Source organism: Patiriisocius marinistellae (assembly GCF_009014635.1).
GTDB classification, from domain to species: Bacteria; Bacteroidota; Bacteroidia; order Flavobacteriales; family Flavobacteriaceae; genus Patiriisocius; species Patiriisocius marinistellae.
The window spans coordinates 1,100,893-1,119,511 of record NZ_BKCF01000001.1; the positions used below are offsets into that span (position 1 = coordinate 1,100,893).

Genomic DNA, 18,619 nt, shown 5'->3' on the forward strand with positions numbered 1-18,619 from the left:
CAAAACTAAAAACAATACCATTTATTTGTAATGGCGAACCAGCTGTGTTCGCCATACCTATTTCTATGAAACACATATTTATAATTTTCCTTTTGTTTTTTTCGGCTGCCGTTTTTTCGCAGACAAAAGTGAGTGGTGTTGTTAAAGACACAGACGGATCGCCAGTTTCCTTTGCAAATGTTGTTTTTAAAGACTCATTTGAAGGAACCATCTCAAATGAAGACGGAAGGTTTTACCTTGAGAGTGATGAGAAATATACTACTGTTGTATTTTCATTTATAGGTTTTAAGAATAAAGAGGTAACACTTGAGGCTCGTTCTAATTATAAGATGGAAATTACCTTAGAACAAGAAGCCTCATCTCTTGACGAGGTTGTTATTTTTAGTGGTAAGCAATCCAAAAAAGATAACCCAGCAATTGATATACTTCGCAAAATCTGGGAAAACAGAAGAGAAAATGGCGTTAAAAAATTTAATCAATACGCATACGATAAGTATGAAAAGTTAGAGTTTGATTTAAATACAATTGATAGTGCTTTGATAAAAAGTAGAATTTTCAAAGGCATGGAGTTTATCTTTGAAGAAGTAGACACATCAAATATAACAGGTAATACATATCTCCCTATTTTTATTAACGAAGCTTTCTCAAAAGTTTACGGTGATAATTTAATTAATGAAGAAAAAGAAATTCTTGAAGGAAATAAAAACTCTGGATTTGAAAACAACAATACGCTTATTGCTTTCTTAAAAGACTTGTATAGTGATTATGACGTGTATGATAATTATTTAAAGTTTTTTGATAAAGCATTTACAAGTCCTTTGTCACGTACGGGAATTGATGTGTATAATTATGTTTTGCTAGATAGTGCGTATCGTGGGGACAAGTGGTGTTATAATATTGTATACTACCCGCGCCGTAAAAACGAGCTTACTTTTAAAGGAGATTTTTGGGTAAATGATTCTACTTGGGCAATTAAAGAAATCAACTTGCAAGCCTCAAAAAGCGCAAATGTTAACTGGATTAGAGAAGTATATATTGAGCAGGAGTTTGATGTTTTAAATGACTCTATATTTTTAATTACTCGAGATTACTTTATGAGTGATTTTAGTCTTAGAGATAAGGAAGATGCTAAAGGTATCTATGGCAGAAGAACAACACTTTACGATGATTACTCCTTTGATATTCCAAAAGATAAAAAGTTCTATAAAACCCAAATAGATCCCTATCAATATGAGGTCTACAATCGCCCAGACGAGTTCTGGGATGAAAGACGTATGGAAGAACTGAACAAGGACGAAAAGAGCGTTTACAAAATGCTTGACACCCTTAAAACTGTTCCTAGATTTAAAGCGCTTTATAGCATTGGGTCTGTATTAGCATCTGGCTATTATGAGGTTGATAATTTTGATTTAGGTCCCGTTTTTTCTGTAGTAGGGTTCAATGAAGCAGAAGGTTTCAGACTTCGATTGGGAGCTCGTACTTATTTTTCACAAAATGATTTATGGCGTTTTGAAGGTTTTGGCGCTTATGGATTTAGAGACCAGCGGTTCAAGTTTGGACTTTCTGGAAAAGTGCTTTTAGATAGGAAAACACGTTTAACAGCTTATGGAGGATTTAGAAAGGATGTAGAACAAACCGGAGCAAGTTTAACTTCAACAACAGATGTTTTAGGCCGTAATTTAGCCTCGTCATCATTAGTAACAGTTGGAGCAAATGATAGATTGACACGCATAAAATTATCGACTGTAGGTTTTTCAGTAGAGCCGATAAAAAACTTTAATGTAAGACTTACGGGCTCTTATAGAAAATTACGTTCAGCAACCGAAACTTTTTCTATTGACTATTTAAAAGAAGATGGAACTATAGGTGATGATGTAAGTCAGCCCGAAATTGAACTAGGATTTTTCTATACTCCAAAAAGAAAAACTTCTGGTTTTGGTGTAGAGAGAACAGTAATTAATGATGGTGATTTTGCTAATATTTATCTAGGTTATACGTACGGTTTGAAAGATGTTTTAGGTGGTGATTTTGAATACCAGCGATTACAAGGATTGTATACACAACCATGGAATATAGGAGGATTAGGGAGATTGACAACAACGGTAGAATTAGGTAAAACATTTGGCGATGTTAATTTGAGTTTATTAAATCCTATTCCAGGAAACCAAACGCTTTTTAGTATTTATAATACATTTTCACAGTTAGATTTTTACGAATTTGTAAGTGATGAATATGTGTCATTACACTTTCAACACAATTTTGGAGGTCGAATTTTTCAGCGTATTCCTTGGGTACGTGATTTAAATCTGAGAGAAGTTATAGGATTTAGAACCGTAATTGGTAATATAAGTCAATCAAATGTTGATATTAATCGTTCAAATATAATTTATCAAGCACCCACAAAGCCATATTATGAATACAGCATTGGTATTGGTAACATCTTTAAAATCTTTCGAATAGACTTTAATATTCGCGGTAATTATTTAAATGAAGTTCAATATCCAGAGGCACGCAAGTATGGTGTTACAGGTTCATTCGGGTTTGATTTTTAAATTTCTCTCTTCGGAAATTTTAACGGTTCAAGTAATTTAGTTTCATTTTCTAACTTCATTTTTTTATTCATTCTAATTTCAGAATAAAAAACTTTAAAACTTCGGTTGGCAACCCTGCAAATTTCAGTATTTTTGCACCCCCAAAAAAAGGTATTTTTCTTAACTGAAACAGTACCATAGAATTAATATTTCAGAAATAAAAAATATATGACACCTTCAAAAAAGATAACTTTTGACGTTTTAATAGAGATACCAAAAGGTAGCCGAAACAAATATGAATACGATTTTGATTTAAAGAAAATTCGTTTTGACCGTATGTTGTTTTCATCAATGATGTACCCTGCAGATTACGGTTTTATCCCACAAACATTAGCGCTTGATGGTGATCCATTAGATGTCTTAGTTATGGGAGGAGAACCTACATTTCCTATGTGTGTTGTTGAGGTAAAACCTATTGGTGTTTTTCACATGGCAGACGAAAAAGGCCCAGATGAAAAAGTTATTTGCGTGCCAGTAAGTGATCCTATCTGGAATCGTCTTGAAGACTTAGGGGATATGAATCCACATACTATTAAAGAAATTGAGCATTTTTTCCAAGTTTATAAAGATTTAGAGAAAAAACGTGTTGATGTTGGTGGATGGGGAGATGCTGTTGAAGCTTACGAAATTTTTCATAAATGTGTGGAGCGTTATGAGGAAAGTGAGCATAAAGCCACTGGAAATTTCATGATATAAATAACAAAACATTTCTTTTTGAAATAAGTAATAACCTGCTAATGAGTGATTAGCGGGTTTTTTGCGTTCTCGTTTATTTTGATACTTTTGTTTGCTTAATACTAAACCAACAAAGTACTATGGAATCAATGATTATTTATGTGCCAATCGTATTGGCTATTTTAGGCTTGATCTACATGTTTATCAAGCAATCTTGGGTCTTAAAACAAGACGCCGGCGACGGGAAGATGAAGGAGATTAGTGATCATATTTATGAGGGTGCTCTAGCATTCTTAAATGCTGAATACCGTTTGCTCGCTATTTTTGTAGTGATTGTTAGTGTATTACTCGCTGTAGTAGCATACTTTGTTCCTACTACAAGTTATTTAATTGTTATTGCATTTATTTTTGGTGCCGTATTTTCAGCTTTCGCTGGAAATATAGGGATGAAAATTGCTACAAAAACAAATGTAAGAACTACACAAGCTGCTCGTACAAGTTTACCAAATGCACTTAAAATTTCCTTTGGTGGAGGTACAGTTATGGGGCTTGGGGTTGCAGGTCTTGCAGTGCTTGGATTAACAGCTTTCTTTATCTTTTTCTTTCACTTTTTTATGGGAGGAGTTTGGACAAATACGATGGATATGACAATTGTGCTTGAAACGCTAGCTGGTTTCTCATTAGGAGCTGAGTCTATCGCATTATTCGCAAGAGTAGGTGGTGGTATTTACACAAAAGCTGCAGATGTAGGTGCAGATCTTGTAGGTAAAGTAGAAGCAGGAATCCCAGAAGATGATCCTCGTAACCCAGCAACAATTGCTGATAATGTGGGTGATAATGTAGGTGATGTTGCGGGTATGGGAGCAGATTTATTTGGTTCATATGTAGCAACAGTATTAGCGGCAATGGTTCTTGGTAACTATGTTATTAAGGACATGGGAGGAAGTATTGCAGATGCCTTTGGAGGAATTGGCCCTATTTTATTACCAATGGCAATTGCTGGTGTGGGTATCATCATTTCAATTATAGGAACACTACTTGTGAAAATTAGTAGTAATGACGCTAAAGAAAGTCAAGTAATGGGGGCATTAAACAAAGGGAACATTACATCTATTATATTAGTAGCTGTAGCGTGTTTTGGTCTTTGTAAGTGGATGTTGCCAGAGACAATGAATATGGAGTTTTTTGGTGAAGGACTTAAAGAAGTATCTTCAATGAGCGTGTTCTATGCAACATTAGTTGGTCTTGTAGTTGGTGCAGTAATTTCTGCGGTTACTGAATACTATACCGGATTAGGTAAAAAACCAATTCTTAAAATAGTACAACAATCTTCAACTGGAGCAGGAACAAACATTATTGCAGGTCTTGCGACAGGAATGATTTCTACATTCCCATCAGTTATTTTATTTGCGGGTGCTATTTGGGCTTCATACTTTTTTGCTGGATTTTACGGAGTTGCACTTGCAGCTTCTGCAATGATGGCGACTACTGCTATGCAATTAGCGATTGATGCTTTTGGGCCTATTTCTGATAACGCAGGTGGTATTGCCGAAATGAGCGAACAAGACCCTATCGTACGTGAAAGAACAGATATTTTAGATTCTGTCGGTAATACAACTGCCGCAACGGGAAAAGGATTTGCAATCGCATCTGCTGCATTAACATCATTAGCATTATTTGCCGCGTATGTAACTTTCACAGGAATTGACGGGATAAATATTTTTAAAGCGCCAGTATTGGCTATGCTTTTTGTAGGTGGAATGGTACCAGTAGTATTTTCTGCACTTGCAATGAACGCAGTTGGAAAAGCAGCTATGGAAATGGTAGAAGAAGTACGTCGCCAGTTTAGAGACATTCCAGGAATTATGGAAGGAACAGGAAAACCAGAATATGATAAGTGCGTTGCCATTTCAACAGAGGCTTCTTTAAAAGAAATGATGTTGCCAGGTCTATTAACCATTGGTTTTCCTCTAGTGATAGCATTTGTACCATTATTATTTGGGATGGACAGACTAGCTATTGCCGAAATGTTAGGTGGTTATATGGCTGGTGTTACCGTAAGTGGTGTACTTTGGGCAATATTTCAAAACAACGCCGGTGGTGCTTGGGATAATGCTAAAAAATCATTTGAAGCTGGTGTGATGATCAATGGAGAAATGACCTATAAAGGTTCTGACGCTCACAAAGCTGCAGTAACTGGTGATACTGTGGGTGACCCATTTAAGGATACATCTGGTCCATCAATGAATATTTTGATCAAATTAACATGCCTTATTGGACTTGTAATTGCACCTATTTTAGGAGGGCATGCAAGTGATAATGTACATACATCAACCGAAATGATTATGATTGATGCAGATGGAAACACAACAGAACTTTCTTCAGAAGAAGCTAGAGTTATTAATTCTACAAAAGTGTCAAGAGAAGTAGAGGTTGACATGAATGTTGAAGGTGATTTGACCACTGCAGAGGTTACAGTTAGAACTACGCAAAACGGAAAAACAACTAAAGAAGTTAAAACGTTTAAGGGCACGGAAGCTGAGGTTCAAGCCGAAATTGCTAAATTAAAAGATGTTAAAGTGAATGTGGAAAATTAGAAGCTTATAAAAAATAATTGTTAAAACCCTGCCAACACGGCGGGGTTTTTTATGGATACTAGTATCTTTTTCTTCGGAAATATAAAAACAACCATGAATCTCTTTAAAAAAGACCCACTTCAAATAATCGCATTCCAAACATATGGAACCAAAACACATCTTTATATCAAAGGAAGAGCTATTGAAGATGAAGCAATAGACCTGACAAAAAGGAGTTTGTTTAGTCTATTGATAAACACTTACAAGCGCTTTGAGACAGATGAAATAAAACATACAAAGCTAAGAGTTACATTAGCTGATGGACGTACATTTTATACTACAACAAATAAAAGTGGTTATTATAAAATTTCAGAGGATGTGGAAGATTTATCCTCACTTATTAATGAGGAAGGGTGGTTGCATTACGAAGTAAAATATGAAGATGAAATTTCGGGGAGAATTATTAATCACAATAATAAATTTCCTGGCGAAATGCTCATTCCTAAAGATAATTCTGAGTACGGAATTATTAGTGATATTGATGATACTATTTTACACACAGGAGTTGTTTCAAAGTTTAAATGGCGACTCATTGTCAATACATTATTTAAAAGAGCCGAACGGAGAAGTCCATTAGAAGGAGCTGCAGATTTTTATCATAAATTACATAGAGGTAGTGATGGAGAAAAAGCAAATCCTGTTTATTATGTAAGCCATAGTCCATGGAATTTATATCGATATCTCGAAGTTTTTTTAATGAAGAATACATTTCCAAAGGGACCCATATTATTGCGGACGCTGTCAAACTTTTTCGGGAAAAAGTCACTTGATGAAAAGCCTCAAAAGCAAAAAGAAATTATCCAATTACTTGAAATGTATCCTGAGCAACAATTTATTTTAATTGGGGATAGTGGCGAGCATGATGCAGATATATACATTGAAATTGCCGAAGCTTTTCCTAACCGAATCAAAGCAATTTATTTACGCAGTGTCAAACACGAAGCAAGAATGTTGCGTATTAAAGGATTATTTGAAAATTATAAAACAACACCTACGTTACTGGTTGAAAGTAGTGAACAGGCAGAAATGCATGCAAGAGAGCAAGGATTTATTGCATAATGATATATTGAAATCTTGACTAGGTTAAATGTTCTTTTACATACTCATACGTGGCCAACTGCGATTGAATATTGCTGTCAGCTTTGGGTACATATTTGTTAGTTTGAGCAACATCAATAATTCTAGCTTTTACCGTATCATTTAATTGAATTTCTACTAAGTCTCTAATCGTTTTCTTGTGGTCTTCATCATAGATAGGAGTGACTACTTCAATGCGGTGATTTAAATTTCTTGTCATCCAGTCTGCAGAGCCTATATAAATCTTATCATCACCATTATTTCCAAAAATGTAAACTCGCCCGTGTTCTAAAAATCTGTCAATTATAGAAACAACTTCGATGTTCTCACTCTGCCCTTTGATTCCAGGTACCAATGAACACATTCCTCTAATAAGTAATTTTATTTTTACCCCTGCGGTGCTAGCTCTATAAAGTAATTTTATCATTTCTTTATCTTGGAGACTATTCATTTTTAGAATAATAGAGCCACCATTTCCTTGATTTGCAAATGCTATTTCATTATTGACAAGTTCTGTGAAATGTACACGTGTAGTAAAAGGAGAGACTAGTATACGTTTTGTTTTTGGTATAATGATAGTGCGGTCTAATACTAAAAATACTTTTTTAATTTCTTTTGCAATCTTTTTATTTGAAGTCATTAACCCAAAATCAGTATAAAGCGTTGCCGTTTTCTCGTTAAAATTACCTGTGGCTATGTAAGCATAACGAGTACGTTCTCCTTCCACTTGACGAGTGATTAAGAGTATTTTACTGTGTACTTTAATGTCTGGATAACTGTAAATTACATTAGCGCCATTTTCTTCAAATATTTTCCCCCATTTTAAATTGTTGCGTTCGTCAAAACGAGCTTTTACTTCAATAAATACAGTAACTCTTTTGCCATTTGCTGCTGCTAATCGTATGGCATCATTTAAGCGAGACTCCTTTGCGGCACGATATATAGTGATTCTAATGTCAACAACATGTTCATCTTTTGCAGCCTCTTCCATTAATCGAATTACGGGCTCAAAAGAGTGATATGGATAATGCAAGAGTTGATCTTTTGCATCTATTGCTTCAAAAATTGATTTGTAATTGGCGAGCATGGGATGCGGTAATGGGGGCAAATTTTCATTGCTCAATTGTTTTGAGGTAGGATTTAGAAAAGCAAAAAAGTCCTTAAAGTTATGATATGTACCTCCTTTAATTACATCTGTATTAGTGACATCAAGAATATTATTTAATATTTTCTGAAAATTCAAGGGCATATTTGGGTCAATCAAAACCCGCGTTGCTTGTCCTGTTTCTCTTCGGCTTAATGAATTTGCTATTTTGTCTTTCAAATTTCCTGAGAATTCATCTTCTATATAGAGTTCTGCATCTCTAGAAATCTTTATTGAATAAAAGTCTAACTTTTCTTCACCTTTAGGCGTTTGCCTTAAACAGTACTTTAAAACATCATCAACAAATGTGATATAGTGTTTTCCGTTTTGCTCCGGAAATGTAAAAAAACGAGGAACATCTTCAGGGATTTGCACAATTTGTACAATGTCATTATCTGTTAGCGCAACAAGGTATAAAGCTTCATTTTTAACGAATGCTGTGTTATTTTTATTTGCTTCATACCTTTTAATATCGAGCAATTCTTTTAATGAATCTTCAAAATAATTTTGTGCAATTAATTTTTGTGTTGTTGAAAATTGGCTGCTATTTATTAAATGAATTTGCTCTTTTTTTAATGCAGGTATAATTTCTGAAGAAAAAATATTACCAAATTCTTGCTGTTGTCTATCCACCTGTACTTTAATTTCTTTAAGAACCTTATTAGGTTTTGAAATGAGTCGTTTCCTCAATGGCTTTTCAATTTTTCTAATCTGTCTTATATCACTCACCCGAACACGAAAAAACTCATCAAGATTTGAAGAGAAAATTGCTAAAAATTTAATACGCTCGTAAAGTGGGTTCCGAGTGTCTGAGGCCTCTTGTAAAACACGATGATTGAAACGTAACCATGAGAGGTCGCGGTGGTAAGATTTATTGTTGTAAAGTGATGCCATGAAATTGCCCGCTCAGACGGGTGTTTTTGATTTTTTTGAATTTCGACTCAGTGCAATTGATTATTGGATTGAATCTTTTTAAATTTAACTAAAACCTTATGCTTAAGTTTATAGGTTATTTATTAGCAAAAATCGTGTTTCCTAGTCTGTTAGTGTGTTTGTAAAATGTTAAGATTTAGTAATTATAATGCATAAAAAAAACCGCCAAGTGGCGGTTTTAAAAGTTAAGTTTGTTTAGAATAATCCATTTATTTCAGCATCAATCTTGCTTATTACTTGACCTAAATGCTCGGGGTTATCAACAAAATCTAAATCATCAACATCAAGAATGATAAGATTGCCCTTATCATAATCGTGTATCCATGCTTCATATCTTTCATTTAATCTACTTAAATAATCAATACTTATAGAGTTCTCATAATCACGACCACGTTTGTGAATTTGTTTTACAAGATTAGGTATTGAGCTGCGCAAATAGATTAAAAGGTCTGGACCTTCAGTTACACTTTCCATCAAATCAAAAAGAGAACGATAGTTTTCAAAATCACGATTAGTCATCAATCCCATTGCGTGTAAATTAGGCGCAAAGATAAAAGCGTCTTCATAAATGGTTCTGTCTTGGATTATCTTATCGCCACTTTCTCTAATATTGAGTATTTGTCTAAAACGGCTGTTTAAAAAATAAATTTGAAGGTTAAAAGACCATCGTGCCATTTCATTGTAAAAATCATCTAAATATGGATTGTCCTCTACATCTTCATAGTGAGGTTTCCATTTGTAGTGTTTTGCTAATAAGCGAGTTAGAGTGGTTTTTCCAGAACCTATATTTCCTGCGATTGCAACGTGCATATTCTTTAATTCTTTGGTTGATTGAGGGCGATTTTGTACAAAAATTCGCGGTCATAAATATACAAGAAATCTTGGGTCAACTGCAAGTCTTTTATAGTAATGTTAGGCGTTTTTAATACTTTAGGCTCAGGGGTGTTTTGCTTATAAAAATGTAATTGATTGTTTTTAAGAACAAGATAATTTTCATTATGCTGTACAATTTTTGTTGCTTCGGAAATTGGAATTTCATGCACAATACCACCAAAAATATTATACACTCTTATTTTCTTTTCAGTTAGTATATAGCAATAGTTAAAGTTACTCGTCTGTGAAATAACATTTGCAGTTATGGGTTGCGAAATAATCGAACTTCGTCCCGTTCTGTAATTATATAATTCTAATTGCTGACTATCTATATTAAAAACCCAAAGACGATTTCCGCCGGCATTAGTAGCTGCACTTATATTCAAAAATTCTGGTAGGTTGTTAAATTGAATGCGTTCAATTTCTGATAATCGATTATCTAGTAACACTGCTGTATTTGTATCACCATAAAACACCACAACGTTTAATGGATTAATAATATCAACACTTGTAATAGCACCCAATTGAAAATCTGTAAACTGAAAATTTTGAGAAGATGATTTTTTGTGAAGCACCATTCCTTTTACAAAATACAAACTATTGTAAGAATCAATACCAATGAAAGTATCAACCTTCAACGGCGTTTTTTCTACTTCAGCCAATGACTGCGCATAACTTAGTTGTGCTATAAAAAACAAGAGAAAAAATAGTCTCACCATATTGGGCAAGGTACGAAAAGTGTGCCAGTTAATGCATTTTACACGACCACGCTTTAATGGCAAGCTTTTAAAAAATACAACCACTAGTAAACTCTGTAATATTAATATACTAACTTATACCCAAACCCACGCACATTTATAATTTGAATGCTTTTGTCATTAGCTAGTTTTTTACGTAGCTTAGATATAAACACATCCATACTTCTGGCGCTAAAAAAATCATCGTTATTCCAGAGTTTATTAAGAATCACACTTCTTTCTAACACTTCGTTTTTGTTATTGTTGAGATGAAAAAGCAAGTGAGCTTCACGATGAGTGAGTGCTATAGTATCTTCAGCTTTAAATTGTAATGTTTGCTTTTTAAACTGAAATGTATAAGCTCCAATCACTATTGCTTGATGCTTGTTCTGTAATGTTTTTCTATTTAGTAGATTTTCAATTCTGGCGATTAATTCTTCAATACTAAAAGGCTTTTTTAGATAATCATTTCCACCACTGGCAAATCCCTCGACCACATCTTTTGTTTGTGATTTTGCGGTTAAAAAAATAATAGGGATCTGTTCATCCTGCATTCTTATTTCTTTGGCTACGGTAAAACCATCTTTTTTAGGCATCATCACATCGAGTACTAAAATATCTGGATGCTCCGTTTTATAATTTGTAATTGTTTCTTGTCCATCTTTGCAATGGATAACTTTAAACTTTTTTGTCTCTAAACTTTCCTTGATGATCATCCCGAGTGACAATTCATCTTCGGCTAATAAAATAGTTGCATTATCCATGTGGTAACGTAATTTTAAATGTGGTAGGTTTAACGGTAACATGTATTGAGCCTTCATGTTTTTCTATGATTGCTTTTGAATAATACAGTCCAATCCCAAAACCTTTTACATCATGTGTATTCCCTTTAGGCACGCGATAGAATTTTTCAAAAATTTGTTTCTTTTGTGTTTCAGTAAGAGAATCTCCAGAGTCTTTTATAATGATTTCAATCTCTTTGCTTTGTCTTAAAAGTGTTACTTCTATTTCACTTCCGCCGTATTTAATAGCGTTGTCAATAATGTTATTTATAGCATTTTCAAAATGAAACACATCGATAGGGTAAATTAGTTCGGTTTCCGAAGTATTAAAAAAAATGCTCTTTTTATTAGTAACGAACGTTTCTTTAGTTGTGGCATTTTTAAGGAGTATAACTAGATTTTTTGACTCTTTGTTTAGTTCTAAATTTTCACTATCAAGAGTGGCTGTTTCTAGTAGTTTTTCAACCATTCCGTTTAATTTTTGAACTTGCTCGCTTGAAATTTTTGCATATCGTAAATTTTTCTCCGCGTCATTTGTGGTATTAAAATTTTGAATTCCTTCCATCGCTGCGCCAATGGTGGCAATAGGTGTTTTAAATTCGTGCGTGATATTGCTAATAAGATCGTTCTTGACTTCGGCGAGTTGTTTTTGATTTTTAATGATTTTCAATAAATATAAGAGACAGCTTATAATGGCGATTACAAAAAGAAGTGAAAACAGCAACCCAATAATATTTCTTTTTAATACGGTCTCAGTAATGTTTGAAAAGTTGATTTTTAAAAAGCCATGTTTGGGTAAAAACGCACTGGTCGAAACAGTACTTAAAAAATCTCTTTTATCAGGGATTTTACCTGTTTTTTGATCATCTCCAAAAGGGTTTTGTAAATACAAACTATAAGCTACATCTATTTTTTTTAGTTCAAATTCCTTGACTAAAAGCGAATCTATACTTTTTAAATCTACTTTCTTAGCAGCCATAGAATATAGTACAGATGAGGTAAGTTGCGCTAACGGATGTTTAAATAAAGAGTCGTTTTTATTTTCAAGATTAAAAAAATCATCACTAACCGAATCGTTTAATTTTAAAAAATTGAAAATTGTGTCTGCATTTTTTGTTCTGTGTTTTCTTAAAATTCTAGAAGTTAGATTTCCGTCATCATTTGAATCTATGAAAATTTCAATCTCTGCAACTGTATCTTTTTTAGCAGAAAAAGAATCGCGGGTTTTTAAATTTTTCAAAAAATCATTAGACCTAAATCTGTTTACAATAGAATCTGCATCTTTCAACTCATCCACAAATGTAAATTCTCTAAAACGTTCTTGTGTTTTAGTAGCATAATATTTGTTGACCGCGTTATCAATACTTAGCTGCACATCATTTATGAGTTGTTGCTTGCCTGCCTCAAAATTTTTATAATTCCAGTAACCTTGTATTGCGAGTGTGCCTAATATGGCAGCGCTTATAAAATAGAGAATGGTTTTGTAGTGTTGTTCTTGCATGGTACAAATAACAAGTTTAATTTGCTGTTCTACAAGCCGGTTAACACACGTTAACAATGGTTAACGCTTTAAAACATTTAATGATTGCATCTTTGTAAGGGATTAATTTCTGAAATATTAAACAATTAAAACATAGCACAATGAAAACAATAATTACATTAATATTGACAATAGTTTTAAGCACAACAACGGCTTTTGCACAATCCATTGAAGGAATAGCCACCTACAAAACAGATCGTCAAGTAGATTTAAAGATGGACACTGGAAAAGAAGGAATGGATGAAGAAACTCAAAATTCTATTCAAGCCCAATTGCGAAAGCAATTTCAAAAAGAATTTACACTTAAATTTAACAACGTAGCTTCTTTATATGAAGAAGTAGCCTCACTTGACAAACCTCAAGCGCCACAAGCCGGGGGAATTCAAATAAGAATTAGTGGAGTAAGTGATATCCTTTATAAAAATACAAAGTCAAAAACATTTACACGTGCCTCCGAAATTATGGATAAGCCATTTTTAATCGAAGATGCCTTGGAGAAACCAGAATGGAAATTAGAGAAAGAAACAAAAAATATAGGGGAGTATCTCTGTTTTAAGGCTACGTTGACAGAAGAAGTTGAAGAGCAATCGTTTTCTAGTGAGACTATGGAAACCGAGACAATTAAAAAAGAGCGCATCACTACAGCTTGGTACACACTAAATATTCCTGTACAACATGGTCCAAGCGATTTTTGGGGTTTACCGGGACTTATTTTGGAAATTAACGACGGAAAACAAACAATTCTTTGTTCAAAAATTATCCTTAACCCTAAGGATGAACTTGATATCTATCCACCCACAAAAGGGGAAAAAGTAAATCAAGTAGAGTTTGACGAAATTCAAAAAAAGAAGAATGATGAAATGATGGAGCGATTCAAAGATTCCAATAATAAAAAAGGAGACGAAAAAACTTTTTCTATCAAGATTGGAGGGTGAAATTATTAATTATTTTATGAGAGATAATTTGCGATTAAAAAAATAAGAAGTCTGTCTTGTAGCGTTAATTAAACCTTTAGGTATAATAAATGTCAAAAGTGTATGTAACAAAACAATACCTTTGTTACTAATCAAAAAAACATGACATTATGAAAATATATACTGTACTGGCAGCGCTACTTTTAACCGCTGTTTCTTTAGCCCAAAATATTAGCGGACAAGCATTTTATGAGTCAAAAACGACCGTGGATATGGATGCCTTTGGGGGTGGAAACCGTGAGATGAGCGAAGAGATGAAGAAGATGATTATGCAACGAATGAAGAGTTATCTTGAAAAAACCTACATCCTTACTTTCAATTCAAAAGAGAGTATTTATAAAGAAGAAGTAAAGCTTGAAACCGGTCAAGGTGGCGGTCCAATGGCGATGATGATGGGGAGTTTTACCCCAGGAGCACAATATAAAAATATTGAAACCGGTAATATGGTGGAGGAAAATGAGTTCTTCGGAAAAGAGTTTTTAGTGACAGATAGCGTTGCTTCATTAGACTGGAAACTTGAAAAAGAATCAAAACAGATAGGTCAATATGTAGCATTTAAAGCCACAGCAATTAAAAAGGTAGATCCTAACGATTTTTCAATGGCACGCCCAAGAAGAGGAGTAAGAGGTGATAGAGATAAAAAAACAAAAGATGAACAACCCGAAAAATCTGCTAAAAAAGATAGTATAAGTGATGATCCAATGGATAATATTGAAGTGCCAAAAGAAGTTACTGTGACAGCATGGTATACGCCTCAAGTTCCCGTAGGTCACGGCCCAGGAGAATATGCTGGATTACCAGGATTGATTTTAGAGTTAAATGTGTATAGAACAACTCTATTGTGTTCAAAAATTGTAATGAACCCTAAAGAAGCAGATAAAATTGAAGCGCCTACAAAAGGAAAAGAAGTGACGAGAGAAGAATATAGAAAAATTGTTAAGGAAAAGACAGATGAGATGCGAGAAAATTTCCGAGGAAGAGGTGGACGTGGAGGTCGCGGTGGTGGAAGAGGAATGTAGCTTAACATTAAATTAACGGCTAAAAGCAAGTAGCATTTGTAACTTAAATGTCAATCTTAAAAAGACAATTATGTTGTTTATGTATAAAAAATATCTTTTAGTTTTAATTTTCACTTCTTTTTCAGGAGTGGTTATTTGTCAACAATTTTCAGGTGAAGCAATTTATATAGAAAAGAAAATTTATAAAGAAGATGTAAACCGTACACAGGCAGAAAATGATAGAAAGGCATTACAACTAAAAAGATTGTATGAAAAGGAAATGCGCCTCGTTTTTAATGAGAATGAATCATATTATGATGAGGTGCCTTCACTTTCATTACAAGAAAACGCAGCGTACCGTATGGGATTTGCGAGTGGCGGTGGAGGTTATTTAAGCAATGGTATTTATAAAAATATTGATAAAAAAACATTTACTGAGCAACGAGAGTTTTTAGGTAAACTCTTTCTCATAAAAGATAAATTACCCGCTTTAAAATGGAATGTTAGTAAGGAATCAAAACAGATAGGAGAGCACCTTGCTATAAAAGCTACAACTACAGTGGCGATTATATTAGATTCTTATTCGGCAAATTCAAATGAGAAAGTAAATTATATAGTAACGGCGTGGTTTAGTCCATCTATTCCAGTAAGTCATGGGCCTCTTTTTTTTCAAGGATTACCAGGTTTAATACTTGAAATACATGGAAAAGACACCGTTTTTTTATGTAAGGGCTTAACTATTTATAAAGAAGATAAACTCAATATTTATCCTAAAAATAAGGGAGAAGAATTAAATGAGAAGCAATTTCATAAAATAATGCAGGCTAAAAAAGAAGAAAGAAAATTCTAACAAAAAAAACGAATGACCAAAAAACTATTTACACTAGTATGCATTATTGCTTTTTCAAGTATTGCATCAGCACAAAGTATTAAATTACGAGGTACAATTAAGGATAGCATAGGCAATCCATTAGAACTTGCAAATGTCATTGCTACAGTCCAAGATAGCGGGGAGATTGAAAGCTACGCGATTACCAATTATGAAGGGCGCTATCAACTAGATTTACCCAAAGGGAATACATATTTACTTAGAGCAAGTTTTTTAGGGTATGAAAATGCAGAGAAGATATTAACCGTTTCAGAAGATGCAGAAAATCAAACTTACGAGTTTACATTAAACCAGCAAGCGGCAGCACTCGACGATGTGGAGTTAATCTATGAAATGCCAGTAACGGTTAAAGGAGATACCATTATTTATAATGCAGATTCTTTTACCAATGGAGAAGAGCGTAAACTTGGAGATGTAATGAAAAAACTTCCTGGAGTTGAAATTAATGACGATGGCGAAATACAAATTGAAGGAAAAACTGTTAATAAAGTTATGGTTGAAGGAAAAGACTTTTTTGATGGTGACTCAAAATTAGCAACTAAAAATATTCCAGCAGATGCTGTTGACAAAGTTGAGGTGTTACGCAACTATAATGAGGTGGATCAAATGCGTGGTCTTGGTAATGATCAAGATAATATTGCTATTAATATTAAATTAAAAGAGGGTAAGAAGGCATTTTGGTTTGGTGAAGTTACAGCAGGTGCAGGATTAGGGTCAGATTTCGATGATGAAAATGGACGCTATTTAGTACACCCAAAACTCTTTTATTATAGTCCAAAATATAGTATTAATATTATAACAGATTTTAATAATATAGGCGAAGTGCCTTTTACGTTTAGAGATTACTTCAACTTTACGGGAGGTTTCAGAAACTTTAATAGAGGAGGTGGAACAAGTTTTAATATAAGAGAAAGTGATCTTGGTTTTACTACAACACAAAACAATAGGGCTAATGAAATAGAAGCAAAATTCATTGCGGCAAATTTCAGCTATGCTTTAAACCCAAAATTAGACTTTAGTGGTTTCGCAATTTTATCAGATAATAAAACAAACATTGTTAATAATTCGATTACGGAATATATAGTTTCTGGCGCGACAGAAAATACAAATAACGTGAGCGATACACGTAATCAATTAGGAATGGTAAAATTTAGCACCAAGTATAAACCTAATGCAAGTTTTCAATTAGATTATGATGTGTTAGCAAAAACCTCAAAACAAACCGAAGACGCAAACACGTTATCAATAGTGGGAGGAAACACAAACGATATCAACGAGAATTTAGAGAATAAACCTTTTTCTATAAATCAAAATGCAAATATATATTACACCTTAAATGACAAAAATATATTTGCTGCGCAGGTGCAATATTTGTATCAAGATGAAGATCCTTTTTATCAAGCGGCCCAAGATTCAATTCCGTTTAGAGGATTGTTTACAGTGATTGATCCTGAAAATCCCGCTGATAGTTCTAGTGATGCATTTACTCCATTAGAACAATCTAATCGTTATAATATCAACCAAGACAAAAATGTTGTGAGTAATAAGTTTGATGGAAAAGTAGACTATTACTACGTACTTAATAATGTAAGTAATTTAAATGTCACGCTAGGAACAACATATAGTAATCAACAATTTGATTCAAATATTTTTCAAATTTTAGACAACAATAGTATAAATAATTTTGAAGATGCAGATTTTAATAATGACATTTCCTACACTTTTAGCGATGTGTTTTTAGGGCTTCATTATAAATTAAAAACGGGTCAATTTATTTTGACACCAGGTATGACCTTGCATAATTATGGTTTGAAAAACGAACAATTGGGGAGTGAAGTAACTACTAATGACTGGATGGTATTGCCAGATGTAAATGTAGTTTGGGAAATTAAAAAGAGTGAAAACCTACGATTCAATTATAGTATTAATGCTAACTACAGTGATGTAAATGATTATGCAAGAGGATATGTTTTTAATAATTATAATAGGCTTTTCCGTGGAAATAGAAATCTTGAAAACTCGTTAGCACATACCTACAATTTAACATATTTTAGTTTTAATTTATTTAACTATACTAATGTCTCCGGAAATATTAATTACTCCAGAAATATAGACGCAATTAAACAAAATACTACTATTGAGGGTATTAGCCAAGTGAGTTCCCCTGTTAATTTTGATAGTAATTTTCCAGATGAAACGATTTCGGTATTTGGGCGTTTTAGTAAGCGAATAAAAAAAATACAGTTTGCATTAAATGCTAATCTTGCTATCTCAAATACCTTTAATACAATAAATCAAAACATCACTGAGAGCAAGAGTTTTACTCAAAACTATCGTGCAAGTGTGCAGAGTAATTTTAGAGATTGGCCTAACCTAGAGATTGGGTATCGTCTTATAATGAACGATTATGATAATGGCGGAAGAGAACAAAAATTTACAACACAGCGACCCTATGCAAATCTTGATGTCACATTTTTAAAAGACTTTCAATTGAGTGCAACATGGGACTTTTATGATTATTCAAACGACATGAATACGGTAGAGAATCGATATTCTTTTTTTGATGCAGATTTGTATTATCAAAAAGGCGAAAGCCCTTGGGAGTTTTCGGTTAAGGCGACAAATATTTTAGATACTGGCTCCATAAATAATGATAGTTTTACAGATCAATTTAACACTACAAGTGAGTACTTTGTGTTACCAAGAATTGTAATGTTTGTAGTAAAATATGATTTGTAATTTTTTAATTTAGTCATTTAAAATCTATTAC

General features: G+C 33.5%; 13 protein-coding genes. 8 read left to right on the forward strand and 5 right to left on the reverse strand.

The genetic code is table 11. The annotated features are described in order from the left end of the window. The first annotated feature begins 65 nt into the window (after positions 1-65). The 4 genes from GB234_RS04915 (at position 66) to GB234_RS04930 (ending at position 6,961) form a co-directional block, all read left to right on the forward strand. A complete protein-coding gene (locus GB234_RS04915; RefSeq protein ID WP_151893397.1) occupies positions 66-2,552 on the forward strand; it encodes a DUF5686 and carboxypeptidase-like regulatory domain-containing protein in 2,487 nt (828 codons plus the stop codon). 207 nt (positions 2,553-2,759) lie between these two features. After that, positions 2,760-3,287, forward strand: a complete 528-nt coding sequence (locus GB234_RS04920; RefSeq protein WP_151893398.1) for an inorganic diphosphatase — start codon at positions 2,760-2,762, stop codon at positions 3,285-3,287. A gap of 119 nt (positions 3,288-3,406) precedes the next feature. Next, entirely contained in the window at positions 3,407-5,863 is a 2,457-nt protein-coding gene (locus GB234_RS04925; protein WP_151893399.1) for a sodium-translocating pyrophosphatase, read from the forward strand. A gap of 51 nt (positions 5,864-5,914) precedes the next feature. After that, positions 5,915-6,961, forward strand: coding sequence for an App1 family protein phosphatidate phosphatase (locus tag GB234_RS04930; protein WP_235906052.1), 1,047 nt, complete (start codon positions 5,915-5,917; stop codon positions 6,959-6,961). Positions 6,962-6,980: 19 nt separating this feature from the next. Here the strand turns inward: GB234_RS04930 and ppk1 are convergent, their stop codons facing one another. The 5 genes from ppk1 to GB234_RS04955 form a co-directional block, all read right to left on the reverse strand. After that, positions 6,981-9,017 (reverse strand): polyphosphate kinase 1, encoded by a 2,037-nt coding sequence (gene ppk1 / locus GB234_RS04935; RefSeq protein ID WP_151893400.1) that lies wholly within the window; start codon positions 9,015-9,017, stop codon positions 6,981-6,983. Between the two features lie 234 nt (positions 9,018-9,251). Then, entirely contained in the window at positions 9,252-9,866 is a 615-nt protein-coding gene (locus GB234_RS04940; protein WP_151893401.1) for a deoxynucleoside kinase, read from the reverse strand. Between the two features lie 5 nt (positions 9,867-9,871). After that, positions 9,872-10,648 carry a hypothetical protein gene (locus GB234_RS04945; RefSeq protein ID WP_172966842.1) on the reverse strand — a complete coding sequence of 259 codons (777 nt, stop codon included), beginning with the start codon at positions 10,646-10,648 and terminating at the stop codon, positions 9,872-9,874. Positions 10,649-10,749: 101 nt separating this feature from the next. Next, positions 10,750-11,430 (reverse strand): response regulator transcription factor, encoded by a 681-nt coding sequence (locus GB234_RS04950; protein ID WP_151893752.1) that lies wholly within the window; start codon positions 11,428-11,430, stop codon positions 10,750-10,752. Further along, positions 11,423-12,949 (reverse strand): sensor histidine kinase, encoded by a 1,527-nt coding sequence (locus tag GB234_RS04955; RefSeq protein WP_151893403.1) that lies wholly within the window; start codon positions 12,947-12,949, stop codon positions 11,423-11,425. Before GB234_RS04955 ends, GB234_RS04950 begins: the two co-directional genes overlap by 8 nt. Positions 12,950-13,089: 140 nt before the next feature. Here GB234_RS04955 and GB234_RS04960 point away from each other — a divergent pair, with 140 nt between their 5' ends. From GB234_RS04960 to GB234_RS04975, 4 genes are all read left to right on the forward strand, one after another. Next, the gene (locus GB234_RS04960; RefSeq protein WP_151893404.1) at positions 13,090-13,923 is read left to right on the forward strand and encodes a GLPGLI family protein; all 834 of its coding nucleotides are present in this window, start codon (positions 13,090-13,092) and stop codon (positions 13,921-13,923) included. A 149-nt stretch (positions 13,924-14,072) separates the two neighbouring features. After that, positions 14,073-14,981 (forward strand): GLPGLI family protein, encoded by a 909-nt coding sequence (locus tag GB234_RS04965; RefSeq protein ID WP_151893405.1) that lies wholly within the window; start codon positions 14,073-14,075, stop codon positions 14,979-14,981. Positions 14,982-15,060: 79 nt separating this feature from the next. Then, positions 15,061-15,810 (forward strand): GLPGLI family protein, encoded by a 750-nt coding sequence (locus GB234_RS04970; RefSeq protein ID WP_172966843.1) that lies wholly within the window; start codon positions 15,061-15,063, stop codon positions 15,808-15,810. A gap of 12 nt (positions 15,811-15,822) precedes the next feature. Beyond that, positions 15,823-18,588, forward strand: coding sequence for a TonB-dependent receptor (locus GB234_RS04975; protein WP_151893407.1), 2,766 nt, complete (start codon positions 15,823-15,825; stop codon positions 18,586-18,588). The last annotated feature ends 31 nt before the right edge of the window (positions 18,589-18,619 follow it).

Coding starts and splice junctions, on each gene's coding strand:
- GB234_RS04915 (WP_151893397.1), top strand. CDS start 66: ATGAAACACATATTTATAATTTTCCTTTTGTTTTTTTCGGCTGCCGTT.
- GB234_RS04920 (WP_151893398.1), top strand. CDS start 2,760: ATGACACCTTCAAAAAAGATAACTTTTGACGTTTTAATAGAGATACCA.
- GB234_RS04925 (WP_151893399.1), top strand. CDS start 3,407: ATGGAATCAATGATTATTTATGTGCCAATCGTATTGGCTATTTTAGGC.
- GB234_RS04930 (WP_235906052.1), top strand. CDS start 5,915: ATGGATACTAGTATCTTTTTCTTCGGAAATATAAAAACAACCATGAAT.
- ppk1 (WP_151893400.1), bottom strand. CDS start 9,017: ATGGCATCACTTTACAACAATAAATCTTACCACCGCGACCTCTCATGG.
- GB234_RS04940 (WP_151893401.1), bottom strand. CDS start 9,866: ATGCACGTTGCAATCGCAGGAAATATAGGTTCTGGAAAAACCACTCTA.
- GB234_RS04945 (WP_172966842.1), bottom strand. CDS start 10,648: ATGGTGAGACTATTTTTTCTCTTGTTTTTTATAGCACAACTAAGTTAT.
- GB234_RS04950 (WP_151893752.1), bottom strand. CDS start 11,430: ATGGATAATGCAACTATTTTATTAGCCGAAGATGAATTGTCACTCGGG.
- GB234_RS04955 (WP_151893403.1), bottom strand. CDS start 12,949: ATGCAAGAACAACACTACAAAACCATTCTCTATTTTATAAGCGCTGCC.
- GB234_RS04960 (WP_151893404.1), top strand. CDS start 13,090: ATGAAAACAATAATTACATTAATATTGACAATAGTTTTAAGCACAACA.
- GB234_RS04965 (WP_151893405.1), top strand. CDS start 14,073: ATGAAAATATATACTGTACTGGCAGCGCTACTTTTAACCGCTGTTTCT.
- GB234_RS04970 (WP_172966843.1), top strand. CDS start 15,061: ATGTATAAAAAATATCTTTTAGTTTTAATTTTCACTTCTTTTTCAGGA.
- GB234_RS04975 (WP_151893407.1), top strand. CDS start 15,823: ATGACCAAAAAACTATTTACACTAGTATGCATTATTGCTTTTTCAAGT.